Annotated in this window: 19 protein-coding genes; 14 read left to right on the forward strand and 5 right to left on the reverse strand. The window is 70.7% G+C overall.

What is annotated here, in order from left to right; genetic code table 11:
• Nucleotides 1-2 precede the first annotated feature (2 nt).
• Together AB5J56_RS36530 and AB5J56_RS36535 are read right to left on the reverse strand one after the other, a co-directional pair.
• Complete coding sequence (locus AB5J56_RS36530) at nt 3-590, reverse strand: pyridoxamine 5'-phosphate oxidase family protein (RefSeq protein WP_369239305.1); 588 nt, start codon at nt 588-590, stop codon at nt 3-5.
• Between the two features lie 97 nt (nt 591-687).
• Nucleotides 688-1,548, reverse strand: coding sequence for a hypothetical protein (locus AB5J56_RS36535; RefSeq protein ID WP_369239307.1), 861 nt, complete (start codon nt 1,546-1,548; stop codon nt 688-690).
• A gap of 220 nt (nt 1,549-1,768) precedes the next feature.
• Here AB5J56_RS36535 and AB5J56_RS36540 point away from each other — a divergent pair, with 220 nt between their 5' ends.
• From AB5J56_RS36540 to AB5J56_RS36560, 5 genes are all read left to right on the forward strand, one after another.
• Entirely contained in the window at nt 1,769-2,971 is a 1,203-nt protein-coding gene (locus tag AB5J56_RS36540) for an argininosuccinate synthase (protein ID WP_369239309.1), read from the forward strand.
• 100 nt (nt 2,972-3,071) lie between these two features.
• Complete coding sequence (gene argH, locus AB5J56_RS36545; protein ID WP_369239311.1) at nt 3,072-4,502, forward strand: argininosuccinate lyase; 1,431 nt, start codon at nt 3,072-3,074, stop codon at nt 4,500-4,502.
• Nucleotides 4,503-4,619: 117 nt separating this feature from the next.
• Nucleotides 4,620-5,591 (forward strand): aldo/keto reductase, encoded by a 972-nt coding sequence (locus AB5J56_RS36550; RefSeq protein WP_369239313.1) that lies wholly within the window; start codon nt 4,620-4,622, stop codon nt 5,589-5,591.
• A 123-nt stretch (nt 5,592-5,714) separates the two neighbouring features.
• Entirely contained in the window at nt 5,715-6,266 is a 552-nt protein-coding gene (locus AB5J56_RS36555; protein WP_369239315.1) for a TetR/AcrR family transcriptional regulator, read from the forward strand.
• Nucleotides 6,263-7,786, forward strand: a complete 1,524-nt coding sequence (locus AB5J56_RS36560) for an MFS transporter (protein WP_369239317.1) — start codon at nt 6,263-6,265, stop codon at nt 7,784-7,786. The genes AB5J56_RS36555 and AB5J56_RS36560 overlap by 4 nt, the downstream gene beginning before the upstream one ends.
• A 90-nt stretch (nt 7,787-7,876) precedes the next feature.
• On the opposite strand, the gene AB5J56_RS36565 is transcribed toward AB5J56_RS36560, so the two are convergent.
• Nucleotides 7,877-8,632, reverse strand: a complete 756-nt coding sequence (locus tag AB5J56_RS36565; protein WP_369239319.1) for a lysophospholipid acyltransferase family protein — start codon at nt 8,630-8,632, stop codon at nt 7,877-7,879.
• 346 nt (nt 8,633-8,978) lie between these two features.
• On the opposite strand from AB5J56_RS36565, the gene AB5J56_RS36570 reads away from it, so the two are divergent.
• The 3 genes from AB5J56_RS36570 (at nt 8,979) to AB5J56_RS36580 (ending at nt 11,274) form a co-directional block, all read left to right on the forward strand.
• Entirely contained in the window at nt 8,979-10,142 is a 1,164-nt protein-coding gene (locus tag AB5J56_RS36570) for a glycerophosphodiester phosphodiesterase (RefSeq protein ID WP_369239321.1), read from the forward strand.
• 74 nt (nt 10,143-10,216) lie between these two features.
• A complete protein-coding gene (locus AB5J56_RS36575; RefSeq protein ID WP_369239323.1) occupies nt 10,217-10,723 on the forward strand; it encodes a sigma-70 family RNA polymerase sigma factor in 507 nt (168 codons plus the stop codon).
• 47 nt (nt 10,724-10,770) lie between these two features.
• Nucleotides 10,771-11,274 (forward strand): GNAT family N-acetyltransferase, encoded by a 504-nt coding sequence (locus AB5J56_RS36580; RefSeq protein WP_369239325.1) that lies wholly within the window; start codon nt 10,771-10,773, stop codon nt 11,272-11,274.
• A gap of 15 nt (nt 11,275-11,289) precedes the next feature.
• Here AB5J56_RS36580 and AB5J56_RS36585 read toward each other — a convergent pair whose 3' ends face one another.
• Together AB5J56_RS36585 and AB5J56_RS36590 are read right to left on the reverse strand one after the other, a co-directional pair.
• The gene (locus AB5J56_RS36585; RefSeq protein ID WP_369239327.1) at nt 11,290-11,715 is read right to left on the reverse strand and encodes a hypothetical protein; all 426 of its coding nucleotides are present in this window, start codon (nt 11,713-11,715) and stop codon (nt 11,290-11,292) included.
• A gap of 1 nt (nt 11,716) precedes the next feature.
• Nucleotides 11,717-12,076, reverse strand: coding sequence for a hypothetical protein (locus AB5J56_RS36590; protein WP_369239329.1), 360 nt, complete (start codon nt 12,074-12,076; stop codon nt 11,717-11,719).
• Between the two features lie 567 nt (nt 12,077-12,643).
• Here AB5J56_RS36590 and AB5J56_RS36595 point away from each other — a divergent pair.
• The 6 genes from AB5J56_RS36595 (at nt 12,644) to cobT (ending at nt 21,537) form a co-directional block, all read left to right on the forward strand.
• Entirely contained in the window at nt 12,644-13,678 is a 1,035-nt protein-coding gene (locus tag AB5J56_RS36595; RefSeq protein ID WP_369239331.1) for a methionine ABC transporter ATP-binding protein, read from the forward strand.
• Nucleotides 13,675-14,418, forward strand: a complete 744-nt coding sequence (locus AB5J56_RS36600) for a methionine ABC transporter permease (RefSeq protein WP_369239333.1) — start codon at nt 13,675-13,677, stop codon at nt 14,416-14,418. The genes AB5J56_RS36595 and AB5J56_RS36600 overlap by 4 nt, the downstream gene beginning before the upstream one ends.
• Nucleotides 14,419-14,495: 77 nt before the next feature.
• Complete coding sequence (locus tag AB5J56_RS36605; protein ID WP_369239335.1) at nt 14,496-15,332, forward strand: MetQ/NlpA family ABC transporter substrate-binding protein; 837 nt, start codon at nt 14,496-14,498, stop codon at nt 15,330-15,332.
• A gap of 148 nt (nt 15,333-15,480) precedes the next feature.
• Nucleotides 15,481-16,119 (forward strand): GNAT family N-acetyltransferase, encoded by a 639-nt coding sequence (locus AB5J56_RS36610; RefSeq protein ID WP_369239337.1) that lies wholly within the window; start codon nt 15,481-15,483, stop codon nt 16,117-16,119.
• 118 nt (nt 16,120-16,237) lie between these two features.
• The gene (gene cbiE, locus AB5J56_RS36615; protein WP_369239339.1) at nt 16,238-17,455 is read left to right on the forward strand and encodes a precorrin-6y C5,15-methyltransferase (decarboxylating) subunit CbiE; all 1,218 of its coding nucleotides are present in this window, start codon (nt 16,238-16,240) and stop codon (nt 17,453-17,455) included.
• Nucleotides 17,456-17,850: 395 nt separating this feature from the next.
• Nucleotides 17,851-21,537: a nicotinate-nucleotide--dimethylbenzimidazole phosphoribosyltransferase gene (cobT, locus tag AB5J56_RS36620; RefSeq protein ID WP_369239341.1), complete on the forward strand. Its 3,687-nt coding sequence runs from the start codon at nt 17,851-17,853 to the stop codon at nt 21,535-21,537.
• Nucleotide 21,538: the final 1 nt, after the last annotated feature.

Below are 21,538 nucleotides of genomic sequence, written 5' to 3' on the forward strand. Positions count from 1 at the left end.
GCTCAGACGGTACTGGGGGGCAGCGGCAACGGCAGCCCGGGCAGTCCGTCCATGCTCGTCGCGATGTACTCCTTCTTGGTGAAGTACTCGCTCAGCGAGGCGTCGTCCTCGCGCGCGAAGCGCCTGGCGTGCAGGTCGCGGTCCTCGTCGTACGTCATGAAGGGCACCGCGTAGCCGCAGGAGTCGCGGACCGTCTCGGCCGTCACGACGATGATCGCCCGCAGGCCGTGCAGGCTCGGGTCGATGTCCGGGAAACGGCCCAGCAGTTCCTTGAACCGGGGGTCGTCGCGCAGGACCGCCTCGCCGCGACCGTGCACCCGGACGATGTTGGGCGGGCCCTGGAAGGCGCACCACATGAGGGTGATCCGGCCGTTCTCCCGCAGGTGCGCGATCGTCTCCGCGGTGGACCCGGCGAAGTCCAGATAGGCCACGGTGAGCTCGTCGAGGATGACGAAGGAACCCTTGAGGCCCTTGGGGGAGAGGTTGACCGTGCCGTCGCCGGACAGAGGGGCGGTCGCGGTGAAGAAGAGGGGCTGCGCCTCGATGAACGTACGCAGGCGGCCGTCTATGCGCTCATAAGTCTTTCCCATGACTAACGATTATTGGCGAAAATCCTTCGCTTGTCTAATGAACTGGGGTTCCGTGGCCGCCCGGACGGGGCGTCGGCCGGACGGCCACGGAGGTCCGTCACTTGTTCAGCGTGCAGGTGGCGAGGGAGTTCAGCCCCTGCGGCTTGGCCGCGGTGCGGCCGATCGAGATCGCGATGCGGTCGATCGTCGAGACGCGCTTGTCCTTCAGGGGGCCGAGAATCGCGTTCTGGACGAAGTTGGGCCCGCCCTGGCCGACGGTGTTGACCAGCCGCGTGTTGGCCTCCGTGATCTGCGTGTTCAGCAGGGCCAGGTTGCGGTCGACCTCGGCCTTCGCGGAGGCGGGCACCGCCGGGAGCTGCGAGGCGACGTCGGGGCAGGAGATGGTGCCGACCGCGGCCGCGCCACCCGCGTTACCCGCAGCCGCACCACCCGCGTTGCCCGCGGCCCCGCCCGCCTGCTTGGTCGCGTTCGGCGCCGGGGTGGCCGCGCCCCCGCCGGTCGCCGTACCGCCACCCGTGTTCAGCTTGCAGGGCGCCAGGGCGTCGAGCCCCTGCGGCTTGGCCGCGGTGCGGCCGATGGCGGTCGCGATGCGGTTGACGGTGGCGACGCGCTTGTCCTTGAGGGGACCGAGGATGGCGTTCTGGACGAAGTTCGGTCCGCCCTGGCCGACCGTGTCGACGAGCCGCTTGTTGGCCTCCGCGATCTGTGTGTTCAGCAGCGCCAGGTTGCGGTCGACCTCGGCCTTCGCCGAGGCCGGGATCGCAGGGAGGCTCGGCGCGACGGCGGGGCAGCTCACCGTGCCGGGCGCCGCCTTGGTCGTGGCGTTGTTGCTGTTGCCCTTGCCGGTCTCCCCGGCCAGGGCGGAACCGGCGATCACCGCTCCGGACAGCACCACCGCGGCGGCGCCGCCGATCATGACGACGCGGCGCTTGTTGTACTTCGGAAGAGCCCTGGACATGCGGAAGCCTCACTTGGGTCAGGGGTGGGTGTACAAACGCGGCGCCTGCGTTCGGTAGGAAGTACGGGAAAGCGGTTTCGCGCGTTCAACGGGTTCCGAAAATCCCTCCAGGCGTCTTCTCAAGCCTTGGGGAAGCCCTCGGCATCCCTCACGATTGACGAATCATGCAGAGTTCTGCATACTCATGCATGTCAGTGAATGCAGTGTTGAGGAGAAACCCGTGACCGAGCGCGTCGTACTCGCCTATTCGGGCGGTCTGGACACCTCCGTCGCCATCGGCTGGATCGCCGAGGAGACGGGCGCCGAGGTCATCGCTGTCGCGGTCGACGTCGGCCAGGGCGGCGAGGACCTGGACGTCATCCGCAAGCGCGCCCTCGCCTGCGGAGCGGTCGAGGCCGAAGTGGCCGACGCCAAGGACGAGTTCGCCGACGAGTACTGCCTCCCGGCGATCAAGGCCAACGCCCTCTACATGGACCGCTACCCGCTGGTCTCCGCCCTCTCCCGCCCGACGATCGTCAAGCACCTCGTCGCCGCCGCCCAGAAGCACGGCGCCACCACGGTCGCCCACGGCTGCACCGGCAAGGGCAACGACCAGGTCCGCTTCGAGGCCGGCATCGTCGCCCTCGCCCCCGGCCTCCAGTGCATCGCCCCGGTCCGCGACTACGCGATGACCCGCGACAAGGCGATCGCTTTCTGCGAGGAGAAGAACCTCCCGATCGCGACCTCCAAGAAGTCCCCGTACTCCATCGACCAGAACGTCTTCGGGCGCGCCGTCGAGACGGGGTTCCTGGAGGACATCTGGAACGCTCCGATCGAGGACATCTACGAGTACACCTCCAACCCGGCCGAGCCCCGCGAGGCCGACGAGGTGGTCATCTCCTTCAAGCAGGGTGTCCCGGTGGCCATCGACGGCAGGCCCGTCACAGTCCTCCAGGCGATCCAGCAGCTGAACGAGCGCGCGGGCGCCCAGGGAATCGGCCGGATCGACATGGTCGAGGACCGCCTCGTCGGCATCAAGTCCCGTGAGGTGTACGAGGCCCCGGGCGCGATCGCGCTGATCACGGCCCACCAGGAGCTGGAGAACGTCACCGTCGAGCGTGAACTCGCCCGATACAAGCGGCAGGTCGAGCAGCGCTGGGGCGAACTGGTCTACGACGGCCAGTGGTTCTCCCCGCTCAAGCGTGCCCTGGACGGCTTCATCGACGAGGCCAACCAGCACGTCAACGGTGACATCCGGATGACCCTGCACGGTGGTCGCGCCGTGGTCACCGGCCGCCGCTCCGACACCTCGCTCTACGACTTCAACCTCGCCACCTACGACACGGGCGACAGCTTCGACCAGGCAGCGGCCAAGGGATTCATCGATATCTACAGCCTGTCGTCGAAGATCGCGGCGCGGCGCGACCTTGCAGGCGGAGCCTGACGACGACCGGCGCAGGCCGCGTCCGTACTAGCCTGACGTCCGCCTCCTCGCTCCCGGTGGGGAGGCGGACGCACCACAACAGCCTTGAGGAGCACAGCAAGTGAGCAGCAACAGCGGTGACGTACGGCTCTGGGGCGGCCGCTTCGCCGACGGTCCCGCCGAGGCCCTGGCCAAGCTGTCCGCGTCCGTCCACTTCGACTGGCGGCTCGCGCCGTACGACATCGCCGGATCGCGTGCCCACGCGCGCGTGCTGCACAAGGCGAACCTCCTCACGGACGACGAGCTCTCCCGCATGCAGGAGGGCCTCGACCGGCTCGAAGCGGACGTCGCCGACGGCACCCTCGTGGGCACCATCGCCGACGAGGACGTGCACACCGCTCTGGAGCGCGGCCTGTTGGAGCGCGTCGGCGCCGACCTCGGCGGCAAGCTCCGCGCCGGACGGTCCCGGAACGACCAGGTCGCGACGCTCTTCCGGATGTACCTGCGCGACCACGCCCGGATCATCGGTGGCCTGATCGCCGACCTCCAGGACGCGCTGGTGGGCCTCGCCGAGGCGCACCCGGACGTCGCGATGCCCGGCCGCACGCACCTCCAGCACGCCCAGCCGGTGCTGTTCGCCCACCATGTCCTCGCCCACGTGCAGCCGTTGTCCCGGGACGCCGAGCGGCTGCGCCAGTGGGACGAGCGCACGGCCGTGTCGCCGTACGGCTCGGGCGCCCTGGCCGGTTCCTCCCTCGGCCTCGACCCCGAGTCGGTCGCCAAGGACCTCGGCTTCGAGCACGGCAGCGTGGCGAACTCCATCGACGGCACGGCCTCCCGTGACTTCGTCGCCGAGTTCGCCTTCATCACCGCGATGATCGGCGTGAACCTCTCCCGGATCGCCGAGGAGATCATCATCTGGAACACGAAGGAGTTCTCCTTCGTCACCCTGCACGACGCCTTCTCCACCGGCTCGTCGATCATGCCGCAGAAGAAGAACCCGGACATCGCCGAGCTGGCGCGCGGCAAGTCCGGCCGCCTGATCGGCAACCTGACCGGCCTGATGGCCACGCTCAAGGCCCTCCCGCTCGCGTACAACCGCGACCTCCAGGAGGACAAGGAGCCGGTCTTCGACTCCTGCGACCAGCTCGAGGTCCTGCTCCCCGCCTTCACCGGCATGATGGCGACCCTCACCGTCAACCGGGAGCGCATGGAGGAGCTGGCCCCGGCCGGTTTCTCGCTCGCCACCGACATCGCCGAGTGGCTGGTCAAGCAGGGCGTGCCGTTCCGTGTCGCGCACGAGGTCGCGGGCGAGTGCGTGAAGGTCGCCGAGGCCGACGGCATCGAGCTGGACGGGCTCACGGACGAGCAGTTCGCGAAGATCTCCGCGCATCTGACGCCCGAGGTGCGGTCCGTGCTCAACGTGCCGGGCGCTCTCGCCTCGCGGAGCGGCCGCGGCGGTACGGCGCCCAGCGCGGTCGCCGTGCAGCTCGCCGAGGTGAAGACGGACCTCGCGACCCAGCACGCCTGGGCCACCGCCAAGAACAAGTAGCGGGTTGCGAAGAAGAAGTAGCAGGTAGGCAAGAAGGAGCAGCCGGTCGGGAATCAGAGGGGCATCGCGGGTTACGTTGGTCGGGAGCCGCAAGGAGCCGACCGAACGGAGCCCGCGATGCCCTTCGCCCGACTGGCCTCAGCAACGACCCCCACCTGCCACATCGGCCTGGGTCTAGCCGCCGTCGGCCGCCCCGGCTACATCAACCTCGGCCGAGACCAAGACCTCGGAGAGAACCGCAGCGTCGAGACGCTGCGCGCCCGCACCCACGAACTCCTCGACGCCGCCTACGCCCAGGGCGTGCGCTACTTCGACGCGGCCCGCTCCTACGGCCGCTCCGAGGAGTTCCTCGCCGGCTGGCTGAGCGGCCGGCCGGACATCGACGACGTCGTCATCGGCAGCAAATGGGGCTACACCTACACCGCCGACTGGCGCACCGACGCCGAGGCGCACGAGGTCAAGGACCACAGCCTCGCCGCGTACGAGAGGCAGCGGGCCGAGTCCGACGAGCTGCTCGGCCGCCGCCTCGACCTCTACCAGATCCACTCGGTGACCCCGGACAGCCCGGCCCTCACCGACAAGGAACTCCACGCCAAACTGGCCGAGGCCGCCGCCGCAGGACTGAGCGTCGGCTTCTCCACCAGCGGACCCGCCCAGTCCGACGCGATCCGCACCGCCCTCGCCGTGACGGTCGACGGCGAGCCCCTCTTCCGTACCGTCCAGGCGACGTACAACGCGCTGGAGACCTCCGCCGCGCCCGCGCTCGCCGAGGCGCACGACGCGGGGCTCACGGTGATCGTCAAGGAGGGCATGGCCAACGGCCGCCTCACCGCCGCGCACGCGCCGGACGCGGTCCTGGAGATCGCCGGGCAGGCCGGGGCCGCCGCGGACGCGGTCGCCCTCGCGCTCGTCCTACACCAGCCGTGGGCCGGTGTCGTCCTCTCCGGCGCGGCCACCACCATCCAGCTCGCCTCGAACCTGCACGCGGCCGTCGTCGACCTCGACGAGGAGCAGCTGGCCCGGCTCACCGCCCTCGCCGAGGAGCCGGGAGCGTACTGGGCACGGCGCGGGCAGCTGCCCTGGAACTGAGGACAGCTTTCTGAGGCGGCTCGGCGTGAGACGTATAAGCCCGCAGTGAGACGTATAAGCCCGTGGTGAGACCAATACGCCCGTGGTGAGACAAGGATGTCTCACATGGGCTATGGTTGTCTCATGGCTGTCGACCGTGACCATGTGCTGCGCAGTGCCGCGGCCCTCCTGACCCGGAAATCCACCGCGACCATGGACGAGGTCGCCAAGGCGGCCGGGATCAGCAGGGCCACGCTGCACCGCCACTTCGCCGGACGCGACGCGGTCGTACGGGCGCTGGAGTCGCTCGGCATCGCGGAGTGCGAGGCGGCGCTCGACGCCGCGCGGCTCGACGAGGGCCCCGCCCAGGAGGCCGTACGCCGCATGGTGAAGGCGCTCGAAGGCGCGGCCGGACTGCTCGCGTTCCTCTACACCGAGAACCAGCTGTTCGAGGGCGACGAGCAGCACGAGGGCTGGGCCCGGCTCGACGCGCGGATCGGCGCGGTGTTCCGGCGTGGCCAGGAGAGCGGCGAGTTCCGTATCGACCTCACCCCGGCCTGGCTCACCGAGGCGCTCTACGGGCTGATGGCCTCCGGGGCGTGGGCCGTGACCGAAGGCCGGGTCGCCGCAAAGGACTTCCCCTACATGATCGTCGAGCTGTTGCTCGGCGGCGCACTACGGAGAGAGGAATCATGACCAGCACCCTGCAGCCGGTCACCACGACAGAGCTGGAGAAGCGTCCGGGCCGCTGGCTCGCGCTCTCCGTTCTCGTCCTGGCCGTGCTGCTGGTGGCCGTCGACGCGACCGTCCTCGGCCTCGCGACCCCGTACATCAGCGAGGACTTGAAGCCCTCCGGCACCCAGCTCCTGTGGATCGGTGACGTCTACTCGTTCGTCATCGCCGGACTGCTCGTCTCCATGGGCAGCCTCGGCGACCGCATCGGCCGCAAGAAGCTGCTGCTCATCGGATCGACGGCGTTCGGCGCGGTCTCCGTGCTCAACGCCTACGCCACGACACCGGAGATGATGATCCTGGCGCGGGCGCTGCTCGGTGTCGCGGGCGCGACGCTGATGCCCGCCACCCTCGCCCTGATCCGCAACCTCTTCCACGACCCGCGCGAGCGCAGTCTCGCCATCGGTATCTGGGGCGCAACGGCCTCCGCCGGTACGGCAGTCGGCCCGGTCGTGGGAGGCTTCCTGCTCGAACACTTCTGGTGGGGTTCCGTCTTCCTGATCAACCTCCCCGTGATGGCGGTCCTCGTCCTCGTCGGCATCAAGTTGCTGCCCGAGTCGCGGAATCCCGATCCCGGCCCGTGGGACCTGACCAGTGTCCTGCTCTCCCTCGTCGGCATGATCGGCCTCGTGTACGCGGTGAAGGAGGCCGCCGCCCACGGAGTGAGCGGAGAGGCGGCCGCCGCAGGCCTGCTCGGCGTCGGCGCGCTCTGCTGGTTCGTGCGCCGCCAACTCACGCTGCCCACCCCGCTGTTGGACATGCGACTGTTCCGCAACCGTGGCTTCTCGGCGGCGGTCCTCGCCGACCTGCTCACCATCCTCGGTCTGGCCGGCCTCATCTTCTTCCTCTCGCAGTACCTGCAACTCGTGCAGGGCAGAGGACCGTTCGAGGCGGGTCTCGCCGAACTCCCCGCAGCCGTCGGCGCGGTGGCGGCGGGTCTGATCGCGGGCACGGTCGCCCGGCGGTTGTCCGTACGGGCCGTGGTCGCGGGTGGCCTCGCGGCGGTGGGCCTGGCGCTGGCCGCGCTCACCCTGCTGAGCCAGTCCACCGGCTATCCGCTGCTCGGCGGCGCGCTCCTGGTCGTCGGCATCGGCGCGGGCTTCTCCTTCACCGTGACCGCCGACGTGATCCTCTCCAGCGTGCCCAAGGAGCAGGCGGGTGCCGCCTCCGCGGTCTCCGAGACGGCGTACGAACTCGGCGCCGCCCTAGGCATCGCGCTCCTCGGCTCCATCGTCACCGGCGCCTACCGCGGCTTCACGGCCCCGGCGGGCACCCCGGAGGCGGCCCACGAGTCGCTCGGCGGCGCGGCCGAGGTCGCATCCGGACTTCCGGCCGACACGGCGGACGCACTCATGGACTCGGCCCGCACCGCTTTCGTCGAGGGCCTCACCCTGGCAGCGGGCATCGGAGCGGCGGTACTGCTCGCCACAGCGGTGGCGGCGTGGTTCCTGCTGAGGGGACAGCGGCTTGAGGGCGCCCCGTAAGGGGCACGGGGAACTGCGCGAGCAACCACGGACTGTCCGCAGCCGCCGTACGGCACATGCCGGGCGGCGCTGCGGCGGATCCGGCTTCCGCTACGCGGCCTTGGCCTTCGTGGCGTACATGTCCACATACTCCTGCCCGGACAACCGCATGACCTCGGTCATCACCGAGTCGGTCACGGCGCGCAGCACGTACCGGTCACGGTCCATGCCCTCGTACCGCGAGAACTCCATGGCCTCGCCGAAGCGAACGGTGACCCGGCCGGGCCGCGGCATCCCCGCGCCGCCGGGCTGCAGCTTGTCGGTGCCGATCATCGCGAACGGGACGACCGGGGCGCCGGTCATCAGGGTGAGCCGGGCGATGCCGGTGCGGCCGCGGTAGAGCCGGCCGTCGGGGGAGCGGGTGCCCTCGGGGTAGATGCCGAAGACCTTGCCCTCCTCCAGCACACGGCGGCCGGTCATCAGCGCGGCGACTCCGCCGTTGGCGCCGTCCCGGTCCACCGGGATCATGCCGACGCCGGTGAAGAACCAGGCCATCAGGCGGCCCTTGAGCCCCTTGCCGGTGACGTACTCGTCCTTGCCGATGAAGAGCACCTGCCGGTCGCACACCAGCGGCAGGATCATGGAGTCGATGAAGGTGAGGTGGTTGCCGGCCAGGATCACCGGGCCGTCGCCCGGGATGTGCTCCACACCCTCCACCCGTGGGCGGAACATCAGGCGCATGATCGGTCCGAGCACTGCCTTGATGAGCGCGAAGCGGGACAACGGGCCCTCCGGTGTCAAGGGATCGGTATGAAGTAAGTCTGTGCAGGTGAGGACGATACTCGCGGTTTCCGGGTGATTGCACATCGGGTTCACTGAGTAGATACGCATTGTTGACTCACGTTTACCTGCGACGCTGTCCCGTTTCGTCCCCGTCACGCGGGCGCGCAGATGTGACGGACATCGCGCGGAACACCGACCGGCTTATGAACAGAGGGAGTTGTGGGGCACGTGCGCACGGTGCCCGCCGCACCCGCTGCTCGCCCGCTCGGGTTCCCGGGTCCGCGCGGCCGACACGTCCTCAACGCCTGCATTCCGTACGACATCCAGCGTCACCCGCGTGTTCCGCCGCGGGTCTCCCCACCGTCACCCACGGGCCCCTACGATCGTCCCGCTTTGACAGGTACGGGGCGGTACGGCGGGAGGAGCGCTCATGGCGACACAGGGGTCGGACGAGCAGGGGCGGGGCACGGCGCGCAGGACGCTGCTCGGGGCCGCGGTGCTCGGCGCGAGCGGAGCGGTCATCGGACTGCCCGGCGTGGCGAGAGCCGACGAGCGCCACGCCGGCGGCGGCTACCGGAGCCTGCCGAAGCCGACCGTCATCGGCCACCGGGGCGCCAGCGGCTACCGCCCCGAACACACCTTCGGCTCGTACGAGCTCGCCCTCGACCTGGGCGCCGACGTCGTCGAGGCGGGCGACCTGGTGCCCACCAAGGACGGCCACCTCGTATGCCGTCACGAACCGGAGATCGGCGGGACCACCGACGTCGCGGCGCACCCCGAGTTCGCCGGCCGCAAGACCACCAAGACGCTGGACGGCGTCGCCACAACCGGCTGGTTCACCGAGGACTTCACGCTCGCCGAGCTGAAGACGCTGCGCGCGATCGAGCGCATCCCCGCCAACCGCCAGCGCAACACGATCTACAACGGCCGCTGGGAGATCCCCACCTTCGAAGAGGTGCTCCAGTGGCAGGACGAGCAGACCCGCAAGCGCGGCAAGCAGGTCTGGATCTACCCCGAGACCAAGCACCCCACGTACTTCCGGGGCCTCGGCCTCGGCCTGGAGGAGCGGCTCGCCAAGATCCTGCACAAGCACGGCAAGGACAGGAAGAACTCGCCGGTCATCATCCAGTCCTTCGAGCCGAGCAGCATCCAGCGGCTGGACAAGCTGGTCGGCAACCCGCTCGTCGTGCTGCTGTCCGGCGCGAGCACCCGCCCCTGGGACTTCGTGGCGGCGGGCGACCCGCGCACCGTCGCCGACCTCGTCACGCCCGCGGGCCTGAAGTGGATCGCCTCGTACGCGCAGGGCATCGGCCCGACCCTCGACCTGGTCATCCCGAAGGACGCGAACGGCGCCCTCACCACACCGACCACGCTCGTCGCCGACGCGCACAAGGCAGGCCTGATCCTGCATCCCTACACGATGCGCAACGAGAACACCTTCCTGCCCGCGAACTTCCGCACGGGCGCCGACCCGAACGCCTACGGCGACGTCTTCGGCGCGTTCCGGACGTACTTCGCGACCGGCATCGACGGCGTCTTCTCCGACAACGCGGACACCGCGCTGCTCGCCCGCGAGGACTTCGTCAACGGATGACCCCGCCACCCCGGTTGGGGTGACAACCGGCCGCCCCGGCAACCTCCCGCCCGGGCGGCCGCGTGATGGGGCATATGACACACGAGATGCTCGCCACGCTGCGCCCGCTGCTCGTCGCCGAGGCCTCGGCCGAGGCCCGCGCCTGTGGCACCGAGCAGAGCGACCTGGAACAGGCCGTCTGGCTCCGCCTCCTGGAGCGCCTCGACACGGACGGTCCGCCCGTTGACCCGCATGGGTGGCTGCGCCGGGCGGTCCGCTCCGAAGGGCGCCGCAGCCGCCGCACGGCCCGACTCGAACGGCCGTACGCCGCCGAGCCCGCCGACGACCACGGTGCCGGGCCGGAGCAGCAGGCCCTCGCCGCCGCCCGCGACCGGGCGCTCCACGACGCCGTACGACGTCTGCCCGGCCGTTGTCCTTCGCTGATGGCGGCGCTGCTGTCCCCCAAGGACCTCACTTATCGCGAAATCGCAGGGGAGTTGGGTATCTCACAGGGCAGTCTGGGTCCGGAACGTTCCAGATGCCTGGGATGTCTGCGCCGATTGCTGACGCCGGAGGTTGCGGCCCGCGAACCGCGGGGATAGGAGTGAGGGACCAACCGGTGGAACAGGTGAGCGGGAGGCATGCACACATGGGCATGAGCGTGACCATCTCGGCGGCGACCGAACAGGACGCCGAGCAGATCCTCAAGCTGCAGTACCTCTGCTACCAGAGCGAGGCCGAGCTGTACGGCGACTACGGCATCGAGCCACTCACCCAGCCCCTCGACTCCCTCAAGGCCGAGCTGGCCGAGGGCACGGTCCTGGTGGCCCGGCTCGGGGACGAGGTGGTGGCCTCCGTACGCGGCGCGGTCGACGCCGAGGGCACGGCCCGCATCAACAAGCTGATCGTCCACCCGCGCATGCAGCGCCATGGGCTGGGCGGACGCCTGCTCGCCGCCATCGAGGCGAAGCTCGGCGCGGACGGCGCGGCCAAGTCCTTCCAGCTCTTCACCGGCCACCGCAGCGACCACAACCTGCGGCTCTACCGCAAGCACGGCTACGCGCAGGTCTCCACCGAGCGCGTCGACGAGCGCCTCACCCTGGTGACCCTGGCCAAGGGCGCCGACGTGGACGCCTTCGTCGCGAGCGCCTAGCCCCTTGCCTGTCGCCTAGCCGTCGGCGGTCGTACGCGCCTTGCGCAGCCAGTACATCGCCGACAGCGGCAGCAGCACCGGGATGAACAGATAGCCCATCCCGTAGTCCGACCACACCGTCGCGTCGGGGAAGGCGGACGGCTCCACGAGCGTCCACGTCCCGACCGTCAGCACACCCGCGAGCTCGGCGGCGCAGCACACCAGCGCCGCCTTGCGGGCCGTCTCCCCGCCGCGCACCAGCGAGTACGTGATGAACCCGTACACGAGGCCCGCCACCGCGGAGAGCGAGTAGGCCAGCGGGGCCTTGTCGAACTCCGTCGAGATCTGCACCGCCGAGCGCGAGACCGCGCCGACGACCATCACGCCGTAGAGCCAGACCAGCAGCATGCCCGGCCCGCTGATCAGCCGGGTCCTGCGCGGCTTCTCCTCCGTGGACGTCATCTCAGCCTCCCCAGATGTCATAGAGCCGCACCTCCAGGACGGCGAGGACGACGCCGCCGGCCGCCACGGTGATCGAGCCCCAGCGCGTGCGCTCCGCCAGCGACATGAAACCGGCCGCCGGGATGCAGGCGAACGCACCGAGCAGATACGCCACGAAGATCGTCGTGCCCTGCTCCGGCTTCTCGCCGCGCGCCAGCTGGACGACGCCGATGACCAGCTGCACCAGGGCCAGCACCGACACCGCGGCCATGCCGATGAAGTGCCAGTCCTTGGTCGGCTGATCACGGTAGGCGGCCCAGCCGCACCAGGCGGCGAGCGCGAGCGCGGCGACGGCCGTCGCGACCGTCAGGGCATCAAGCATGCCGTGACCCTATTACGGCCCAAAAGGCCCGGTGCCCCCGCCCCCGGGGTGCCCCCGGACCGGCCGCGCCTCCCGCTGCGGCCATCGTGGTCTTGGCCACAACCCATGCGGCGTACGAGCCGCACGCGACCCTTGTGGAGAGCGCCCCTCGCCCTTGTCGGCACTGGTCACCGGCGGGGGAGCGGCGATCTCCGTCCGGCGCCGGACGCTGTCCACCACTGTCCGCATTGCGGACAGCGATGACGGCCCCCGGCTGTACGTCTGCTTTACTCGTTTCATGACCACGACGAGCTGCCGCACCTTTGCGACCGAGGCGACCACGACGCCCGGTGCTCGTTGTATGTGTCGAATGTGCGCCTTCTAGAGGGCCCCCGCACCACCTGAGTTTCGCGCCCCGAAGCGAGACCGCCGCCCCCTGTCCGTACCCCGTACGTGACTCGGGCTGCCCCGCGCACACGTTCTCCCCCGGTTCCATCGCCACCGCGAGAACCGTGCCGCGTTCCCGACCGCATGCACTCGTGCCCGGGCACACCCACGCCCGCGCACTCGACAGTGACGGAAACCCCAGTGATCACCACATCGGGCCTCACCAAGGTCTACCGCTCGCGCGGCCGAGAGGTCACCGCCCTCGACGGCGTCGATCTGCACGTCCGCGAAGGCGAGGTGTACGGCGTCATCGGCCAGTCCGGCGCCGGCAAGTCCTCGCTGATCCGCTGCGTCAACCTCCTGGAGCGCCCCACCTCCGGCACGGTCACCGTCGCCGGACAGGACCTCACCGCCCTCGCCGGCCGTGGACCGCGCGCAGGCAAGGAACTGCGCAAGGCGCGCAGCCACATCGGGATGGTCTTCCAGCACTTCAACCTGCTGTCCTCGCGCACCGTGCAGGACAATGTCGAGCTGCCCCTCGAAATCCTCGGCGTCTCCGGCAAGGAGCGCAGCCGCAAGGCCCTCGAACTCCTCGACCTGGTCGGCCTCTCCGACAAGGCCAAGTCCTACCCGGCGCAGCTCTCCGGCGGCCAGAAGCAGCGCGTCGGCATCGCCCGCGCCCTCGCCGGCGACCCGAAGGTGCTCCTCTCCGACGAGGCCACCAGCGCCCTCGACCCGGAGACCACCCGCTCCATCCTCCAGTTGCTGCGCGACCTCAACCGGCAGCTGGGCCTGACCGTCCTGCTCATCACCCACGAGATGGACGTCGTCAAGACGATCTGCGACTCGGCGGCGCTGATGGAGAACGGCCGGATCGTCGAGTCCGGCACGGTGAGCGAGCTCCTCGCGACCCCCGGGTCGGAACTGGCCACGGCCCTCTTCCCGGTCGGCGGCGACGCCACCGGCGAGGACCGCACCGTCGTCGACGTCACCTTCCAGGGCGAGGCGGCCACCCAGCCCGTCATCTCCCAGCTGTCGCGGACGTACAACATCGACATCTCGATCCTCGGCGCCGCGATCGACACCGTCGGAGGCCTCCAGGTCGGCCGGATGCGCATCGAACTGCCCGGCCGCTACGAGGACAACGTGGTGCCCATCGGATTCCTGCGCGAGCAGGGCCTGGGGATCGACGTGCTGGGCCAGGAGCCCGTACTGCTGAAGGAAGGTGCCAAGTGACCTGGTCCGAGATGCAGCCGCTGCTGTCCCAGGCGTGTTGGGACACGCTCTACATGGTGGGCTGGTCCACCCTCATCGCGATCGTCGGCGGTCTCCCGCTCGGCATCCTGCTGGTCCTGACCGACCGCGGCGGCCTCCTCCAGAACGTCGTGGCCAACAAGGTCATCGGTCAGATCGTGAACGTCGCCCGCTCGATGCCGTTCATCATCCTGATGGTCGCGCTGATGACGTTCACCCGGTGGCTCACCGGGACGACGATCGGCCGTGAGGCGGCGATCGTGCCGCTGGCGATCGGTGCCATCCCGTTCTTCGCGCGCCTGGTCGAGACGTCCGTCCGCGAAGTGGACCACGGGCTCGTCGAGGCCGTGCAGTCCATGGGCGGCAGCACCTGGAAGGTCGTCCGCAGTGTGCTGGTGCCCGAGTCCCTGCCCTCGCTGATCTCCGGCGCCACCACGACGCTGATCGCGCTCATCGGCTACTCCGCCATGGCGGGCACCGTCGGCGCCGGAGGTCTCGGCGACATCGCGATCCGCTACGGCTACCAGCGCTTCGAGACCAACCTGATGTGGATCACCGTGGGCATTCTCGCCGCGGTCATCTCCCTCCTCCAGTTCATCGGCGATTACGCGGCCCGCACCTTGCACCGGCGCACCGGAAACGCCGGCCCGCTCCTTCTCTTCCGGCCCTTCCGCGGCGTCCTGCCCGGCACCGTCGCCGCCGAGGCGACCAAGACCCGCTGAGCCCGCCGACCCACCCGCAGATTTCCCCGTCACCACCCAGGACGGGGCAGCACCACCCCTCAGGAAAGGCACTTTTCGTGCGTAACACCGCCAAGATCACCACCGCTGTCCTCGCCGCCGGAGCCCTCACCTTCGGGGTCACCGCCTGCGGCTCGGACAAGGACTCCGCCTCCGGCTCCTCCGACTACAGCGGACCGCTGGTCGTCGCCGCGAGCCCGACCCCGCACGCCGAGATCCTCGACTTCGTCAAGAAGAACCTGGCGAAGAAGGCGGGCCTCGACCTGGAGGTCAAGGAGTTCCAGGACTACATCGTGCCGAACACGGCGACCGAGGACGGTTCCGTGGGCGCCAACTACTTCCAGAACCAGCCGTACCTGGACGACTTCAACAAGAAGCGCGGCACCCACATCGTGCCCGTCGTCACGGTGCACCTGGAGCCGCTCGGCCTCTACTCCCACAAGGTCAAGAGTGCCGACGCCCTGAAGAGCGGTGCGACGATCGCGGTGCCGAACGACGCCGTCAACGAGGCGCGCGCCCTGAAGCTGCTCGCCGCCAACGGGCTCATCACCCTCAAGGACGGCGTCGGCAACGAGGCGACCCCGCAGGACATCTCCAAGAACCCGAAGAACCTCAAGTTCAAGGAGATCGAGGCGGCCCAGACGCCGCGCTCCCTGGACGACGTGGACGCAGCGGTCGTCAACGGCAACTACGCCATCTCGGCCGGCCTCAAGCCCGCCAAGAACGCCCTCGTCCTGGAGTCCGCCAAGAACAACCCGTACGGCAACTTCCTCGCCGTGAAGAAGGGCAACGAGGACGACCCGCGCGTCAAGAAGCTCGCGAAGCTCCTCACTTCGCCCGAGGTCAAGAAGTTCATCGAGGACAAGTACGCCGGCTCGGTCATCGCGTCCTTCTAGCCGCCACCACGGTCCCGGTCGCCGCGTTCGGCCACACACGGGGTCCACTCGTTACAACGAGTGGACCCCGTGGTGCAGTTCGGTGGTTTCATGCTGCATGCTGGGCAGTTCGCAGGCCCTGAAGGTTTCGAAGGTTACGGAGCGGCGCATGACGAGCACCTTCCCCAACATCTCCATCAGCACGGAGCGGTTGGTGCTGCGTCCGCTCGACGAGGACGACGTCCCCGCGCTCGCCGCGATGATGAACGACGAGCAGGTCGCCGCCTGGACCGACGTCCCCCAGCCCTACACCGAGGACGGCGCCCGCAGCTGGATCACCGAGTACGCGCCGACCGAGCGCACCGCGGGCCGCGGACTCGACCTCGCGGTCACCGAGTTCCTCACCCAGCGCCTGGTCGGCATCATCCAGCTCGGCAAGACGAACTGGCACGTCCGGTCCACGGAACTCTCGTACATCATCGCCCCCTGGGCCCGCGGCGAGGGCTACGCCTCCGAGGCGGCGCTCGCCACCTCCCAATGGCTGCTCGGTGACCAGAAGTTCGAGCGCATCGAGATCCGTACGGCCGCCGACAACACCGCCTCCCAGCAGGTCGCCCAGAAGATCGGCTGCATCAGCGAGGGTGTCCTGCGCAACGCGTGCATAGTGCACACACGCACCGAGGACGGCACCTGGGTCGACGTCCGCAGCGACTTCATCGTGTGGGGCCTGTTGCCCGAGGACCTCGAAGGCGTCGGCGAGGAACTGGCCGACAGCAGCGGTTTCACGTCGTTCTCGGACTGGAACTGAATCCACGGGACCGCTCCCACCCGGCGGAGCAGGTTCCCGGTGTCACCAGGTACCCTCACGGAGCCCGCCCTCGGGTTGCCCCCGACGACCTGCGAAGACCTTCTGGAGACTGACGACGATGGCCGACCGGGTCACGGTGATCGGCTGGGACGGCTCGCCGCTGACCGCCGCGGCGCGCTCGGCTCTCGGTGCCGCCACGCTGGTGGCCGGTGCGGCCCACCACCTGGCGCTCGCCGAGGTGCCCGCGACCGCCGAGCGCATCCGGCTCGGGAGTGTCTCCCTCGCCGCCCGCCGTATCGCGGGCCACCGGGGCAGCGCCGTCGTCCTCGCCGACGGTGACCCCGCATTCTTCGGCGTCGTACGCACCCTGCGCGCCCCCGAGTTCGGCCTGGAGGTCGAGGTCGTGCCCGCCGTCTCCTCGGTGGCCGCCGCCTTCGCCCGCGCCGGGATGCCCTGGGACGACGCACAGGTGGTCGTCGCACACCGTCGCACCCTGCGACGCGCGGTGAATGTGTGCCGCGCCCACACCAAAGTCGCCGTTCTCACTTCACCCGGCGCCGGCCCCGCCGAACTCGGACTGCTCCTCGACGGTGTGCACCGCACCTTCGTCATCTGCGAGGAACTCGGCACCGCCCGCGAGCAGGTCACGATCCTCACCTCCGAGAAGGCCGCCGACCACACCTGGCGCGACCCCAACGTCGTCATCGTCATCGGTGGCTTCGTCGCCGCGGCCGAGGGCGGCGGCTGGATCGCCGGACGCGACCCCGGCACCGGACCGCGCGGCTGGGCGCTGCCCGCCGAGGCGTACGGCGGCGCACTCGGCGAGGGCGAGACGGATCTGCTGCGCGCCGCCCAACTCGCCCGTCTGGGACCGCGCGTCGGTGACCTCGTGTGGGACATCGGCTCCGGCAGCGGCGCCTTCGCCACCGAGGCGGCGCGCACCGGCGCCGCCGTGCTCGCGGTCGACCGGCAGCGGGGGGCGTGCGCCCGCACCGAGGACGCCGCCCGTCGCTTCGGCGTCCAGATGCAGATCGTGCACGGCACGGCGCCGCACATCCTGGAGAACCTTCCCGAGCCCGATGTCGTACGCGTCGGGGGCGGGGGAGCGGCGGTCGTCTCGGCCGTCGCGGACCGCCGCCCGCAGCGCATCGTCACGCACGCCTCGACCCGCGACGCCGCCGAACTCATCGGCAGGAACCTGACCGAGCACGGATATCAGGTCGAGTGCGCGCTCATTCAGTCCGTCGAACTCGATACAAGGGCCTGGACGGAGAAGGAGCGGAATGTTGCGTTCCTGCTCACAGGGCAGTTGGGGCGGCGCGAAGCGCCTCGTTGAGGGGTGGTGGTCGGGCGACGGGCGGGCTTGCCTGATCGCGCCCCGTGATCCTGTTGTCGTACTGCGCGCGGTAGGCTGGCCGATCGTTGTACCGCTTCCGGGGGTCCGATATTTCGTCGGTCAATGTCCGGAAAACGCGCCTCTTTTGGGGTCGGTGTGGTACGGCAGAACCGGAGGACGCGCAACGTGGCGCAGTCCACAGCGGGCCGTTGCGGATCAAGGTGTCGCGACGGCGGGACGACCGCGACAATGCCAGTTAATGGCTTTGTCGTCTTTGTTGACGGGTCGTTTCGTGCCGCTGGGCACGCACGCTCGTTCTTCACTGCGGGGCGGTCGGTGCGCCGTTCCGGGCGAGCTGGTCGTAGAAGCACTAACCGATGGGCGAGGGGTTACGCATGACCGACACCGGCCAGGTCCCGGGCGAGGGACTGCCGGAGAACGCAGGCATGGTGGAGCAGCCGGGCGTCCCCGCCCCGGGCGCGTACACCTACCTCGACCCCTCCGAGACCACCGCGGACGACGAAGACCTGCTCCTCATGCCGGGCGCGCCGGGTGCGCAGGGTGCCTGGGGCAACGAGGTGCCGCCGCCGGCCCCGATGCCTCTCGTCCACGAGCCCGACCCGCACGAGATGTCGGGCCGCGACAGCGGTTCGGTCGACCTCGGCGGTGTCCGCGTGTCGCCCCTGTCGTCCACCCCCCAGCCGGTGGCCCCGCGCCGCCCGCTGCACCTCGGCCCGCCCACGCCGGACGGTTCCGCCAGCCCGGTGCGCTCACTCGCCGACCGCGGCCCGGCGGGCGCGCCCACCGCCGGCCCCGTGACGCCCGTACGGCATGCGGGACCGCCGACGAGCGGGCCCGAGTACCTCGACGTCGCGCACCTCGGCGAGACCCCGCCGCAGGGCGCCGTGCCGTGGGGCGCCCCGCCCGTGAGCACTGAGGCGCCGGTTGCAGAAACGGTCGTTCCGCAGGAGGCGCAGGGGCCCCAGGCCGTGTCGTTCCCCGAGCCCGGCGAGGCGCAGGCTCCGGAGGCGGTTCAGGTTCCCGAGCCGGTCCAGGTCTTCGAAGCGCCGGAGGCCGTCCAGGCCGAGGCGTTCGCCGCGGCGCCCGAGGCTCCGCAGGTCGCCCACCTGCCGGAGGCGTCGGACGGCGCTGCCGCTCCCCAGGCCGCCGCCGACTTCGCGGCGTCTCCGGAGCCCGCGCACGCGGTGCCCGACGGCGCACTCGACCCGCACGCCCAGCAGGTCCCCGACGCCGTGCCGTTCCCGGCGGCCCACGAGCCCGCGCACGCGGCCGTTCCCTCGGTCCCCGCGCCCGTCCCGGCGGAGGCGCAGCACATCCAGCTCGTCCAGGAAGCGCCCGCGCAGGTCGCCGCCCCGGCTGTCCAGGAACAGGCGCAGGCCCAGCCCGCCGACCCCGCTGTCCATATCCTGGACCCCGCCGCCCAGTTCGCGGACACCGCCCAGGCTCCGCAGCCGGTGGTCGCCGAGGCCGCCTACGACGTGGACGAGGAGTTCGACGCCGCGCAGGCACAGGCTCAAGCCGCGTTCGCCGCCGACGCCTCGTACGGACAGTCGGTCCCCGGGCTCGACGCCATGGCGGCGCAGCAGTTCGCCCAGCAGTTCGCCAACCCGGCCCCTGCCGTGGCCGCCCAGCCGCTGCATGCCGTGCCCGTCGGCGTCGCCGCGCACGCCGAGGCGCCGCATGCCGCCGTCGGCCACGCGTCCGGTGAGCAGGCTCCCGGCGACCCGGCCGCTCTCCACGGCGTCCCCCTGGAGGCCCCGGCGGACCAGCCCCTCGGCCGGTTCGTACCCGTCGAGGGCCAGGTGCCCACGACACCGCACCTCGCCCCGACCCCGCCGCACCCCATGACGGTGCCGCCGCTGCCCGTCGAGGAGCAGCCGCCGGTCGAGCCGCAGCCCCCGGTCGAGCAGCCCGCCGCCGAAGCGCCCGTAGTCGTGGCCGAGCAGCCCGTCCTGGACGAGCCGGTCCCCGTTGCCGCCATCGCCGAGCCTGAGGCGGAGGCGCAAGCCCAGCCCGAGGCCGTGCCCGACCCGGAGACGGCCGCCCCGGAGGAGTTCCCCGAGCCCGAGGCCCCCGCCTCCACCGACGAGCAGCCCTTCGGCGAAGCGCCGCACGTCGCCCCGGTGCCCGCACCCCGCGAGGCCGAGGCCACAGCCGACGCCGAAGCCGCCGTACCGGAACCGCCCGTCGCGGAGCCGGAATCGGCACCCGAACCGGCCCCGGAGCCGGAACCCGTAGTAGTCGCACAGCAGGCGGACGACCTGGACACCCAGGGCGCCGATCAGGAAGAGAGCACGGCCGTAGTGGAAGACGTACGAGAGTCCACCGGCCCCGCCGCGCCCGGTTACGACGACGCCGAGCGCGAGGCCGTGCTGCGTGTCATGCGCGAGCGCCGCGACATCCGCAACGGGTTCCGCAGCGACCCGATCCCGCACGATGTGCTGCTCCGCGTCCTGGAGGCCGCCCACACGGCCCCGTCCGTCGGCCACTCGCAGCCCTGGGACTTCGTCGTCATCCGCTCGGCCGACACGCGCCGTTCGATGCACGAACTCGCCCAGCGCCAGCGCGAGGCGTACGCCCTGTCGCTTCCCAAGGGCCGCGCGAAGCAGTTCAAGGAACTGAAGATCGAGGCCATCCTCGACACCCCGGTGAACATCGTCGTCACCGCCGACCCGACCCGCGGCGGCCGGCACACCCTGGGCCGCCACACGCAGCCGCAGATGGCGCCCTACTCCTCCGCGCTCGCGGTCGAGAACCTCTGGCTCGCGGCCCGCGCCGAGGGCCTCGGCGTCGGCTGGGTCAGCTTCTTCGACGAGCGCGAGATGGTCCGCGCCCTCGGTCTTCCCGAGCACCTGGAGGTCGTCGCCTACCTCTGCGTCGGCTACGTGGACGAATTCCCGGAGGAGCCCGAGCTGATGCAGGCGGGCTGGTCCAAGCGCCGCCCGCTGTCCTGGGTCGTGCACGAGGAGACGTACGGCCGTCGCGCGCTGCCCGGCGAGGAGCCGCACGACCTGCTCGCCGAGACCGTCTCCAACATCCGCCCCCTTGACGCCAAGGCGCTCGGCGAGGCGTGGGACCGTCAGAAGCGCATGACCAAGCCCGCCGGCGCGCTCGGCATGCTGGAGATCATCTCCGCGCAGCTGGCCGGCCTGTCCCGGATGTGCCCGCCGCCGATCCCGGAGCCTGCGGCCGTCGCGATCTTCGCGGGCGACCACGGCGTGCACGCCCAGGGCGTCACCCCCTGGCCGCAGGAGGTCACCGCCCAGATGGTGGCCAACTTCCTGGGCGGCGGCGCGGTCTGCAACGCGTTCGCCAACCAGGTCGGCGCCGAGGTCTGCGTCATCGACGTGGGCGTCGCCTCCGATCTCCCGGCCACCCCGGGCCTGCTGCCGCGCAAGATCCGCCCGGGCACGGCCGACATGACGACCGGTCCTGCGATGTCCCGCGAGGAGGTCGTCGCGGCCATCGAGGTGGGCATCGAGACCGCCCGCGACCTGGTGGCGGCCGGCAACAAGGCGCTCCTCACGGGCGAGATGGGCATCGCGAACACCACCGCGTCCGCCGCCCTGATCTCCGTCTTCACGGACACCGACCCGTCCGAGGTGACGGGCCGCGGCACCGGCATCAACGACGAGACGCTGGCCCGCAAGACCGAGGTCGTGCGTCGCGCCATCGAGCTCCACCAGCCGGACCCGGCCGACCCCATCGGCGCCCTCGCGGCGGTCGGCGGCCTGGAGCACGCGGCGATGGTCGGCCTCCTCCTCGGCGGCGCCTCCCTGCGTACGCCGGTGATCCTGGACGGCGTCAGCGCCGGCGCCGCCGCCCTGGTGGCCCGCGCGATCGCCCCCGAGGTCCTCGCCGCCTGCATCGCCGGCCACCGCAGCGCCGAGCCCGGCCACGTGGCCGCCCTGAACAAGCTGGGCCTGCGCCCCCTGGTCGACCTCGACCTCCGCCTCGGCGAGGGCACGGGTGCCCTGCTGGCCCTCCCGGTCGTGCAGAGCGCCGCACGGGCCATGCACGAGGTGGCGACGTTCGACTCGGCGGGCGTCACCGAGAAGTAGC

Source organism: Streptomyces sp. R21 (genome assembly GCF_041051975.1).
Lineage (GTDB): Bacteria > Actinomycetota > Actinomycetes > Streptomycetales > Streptomycetaceae > Streptomyces.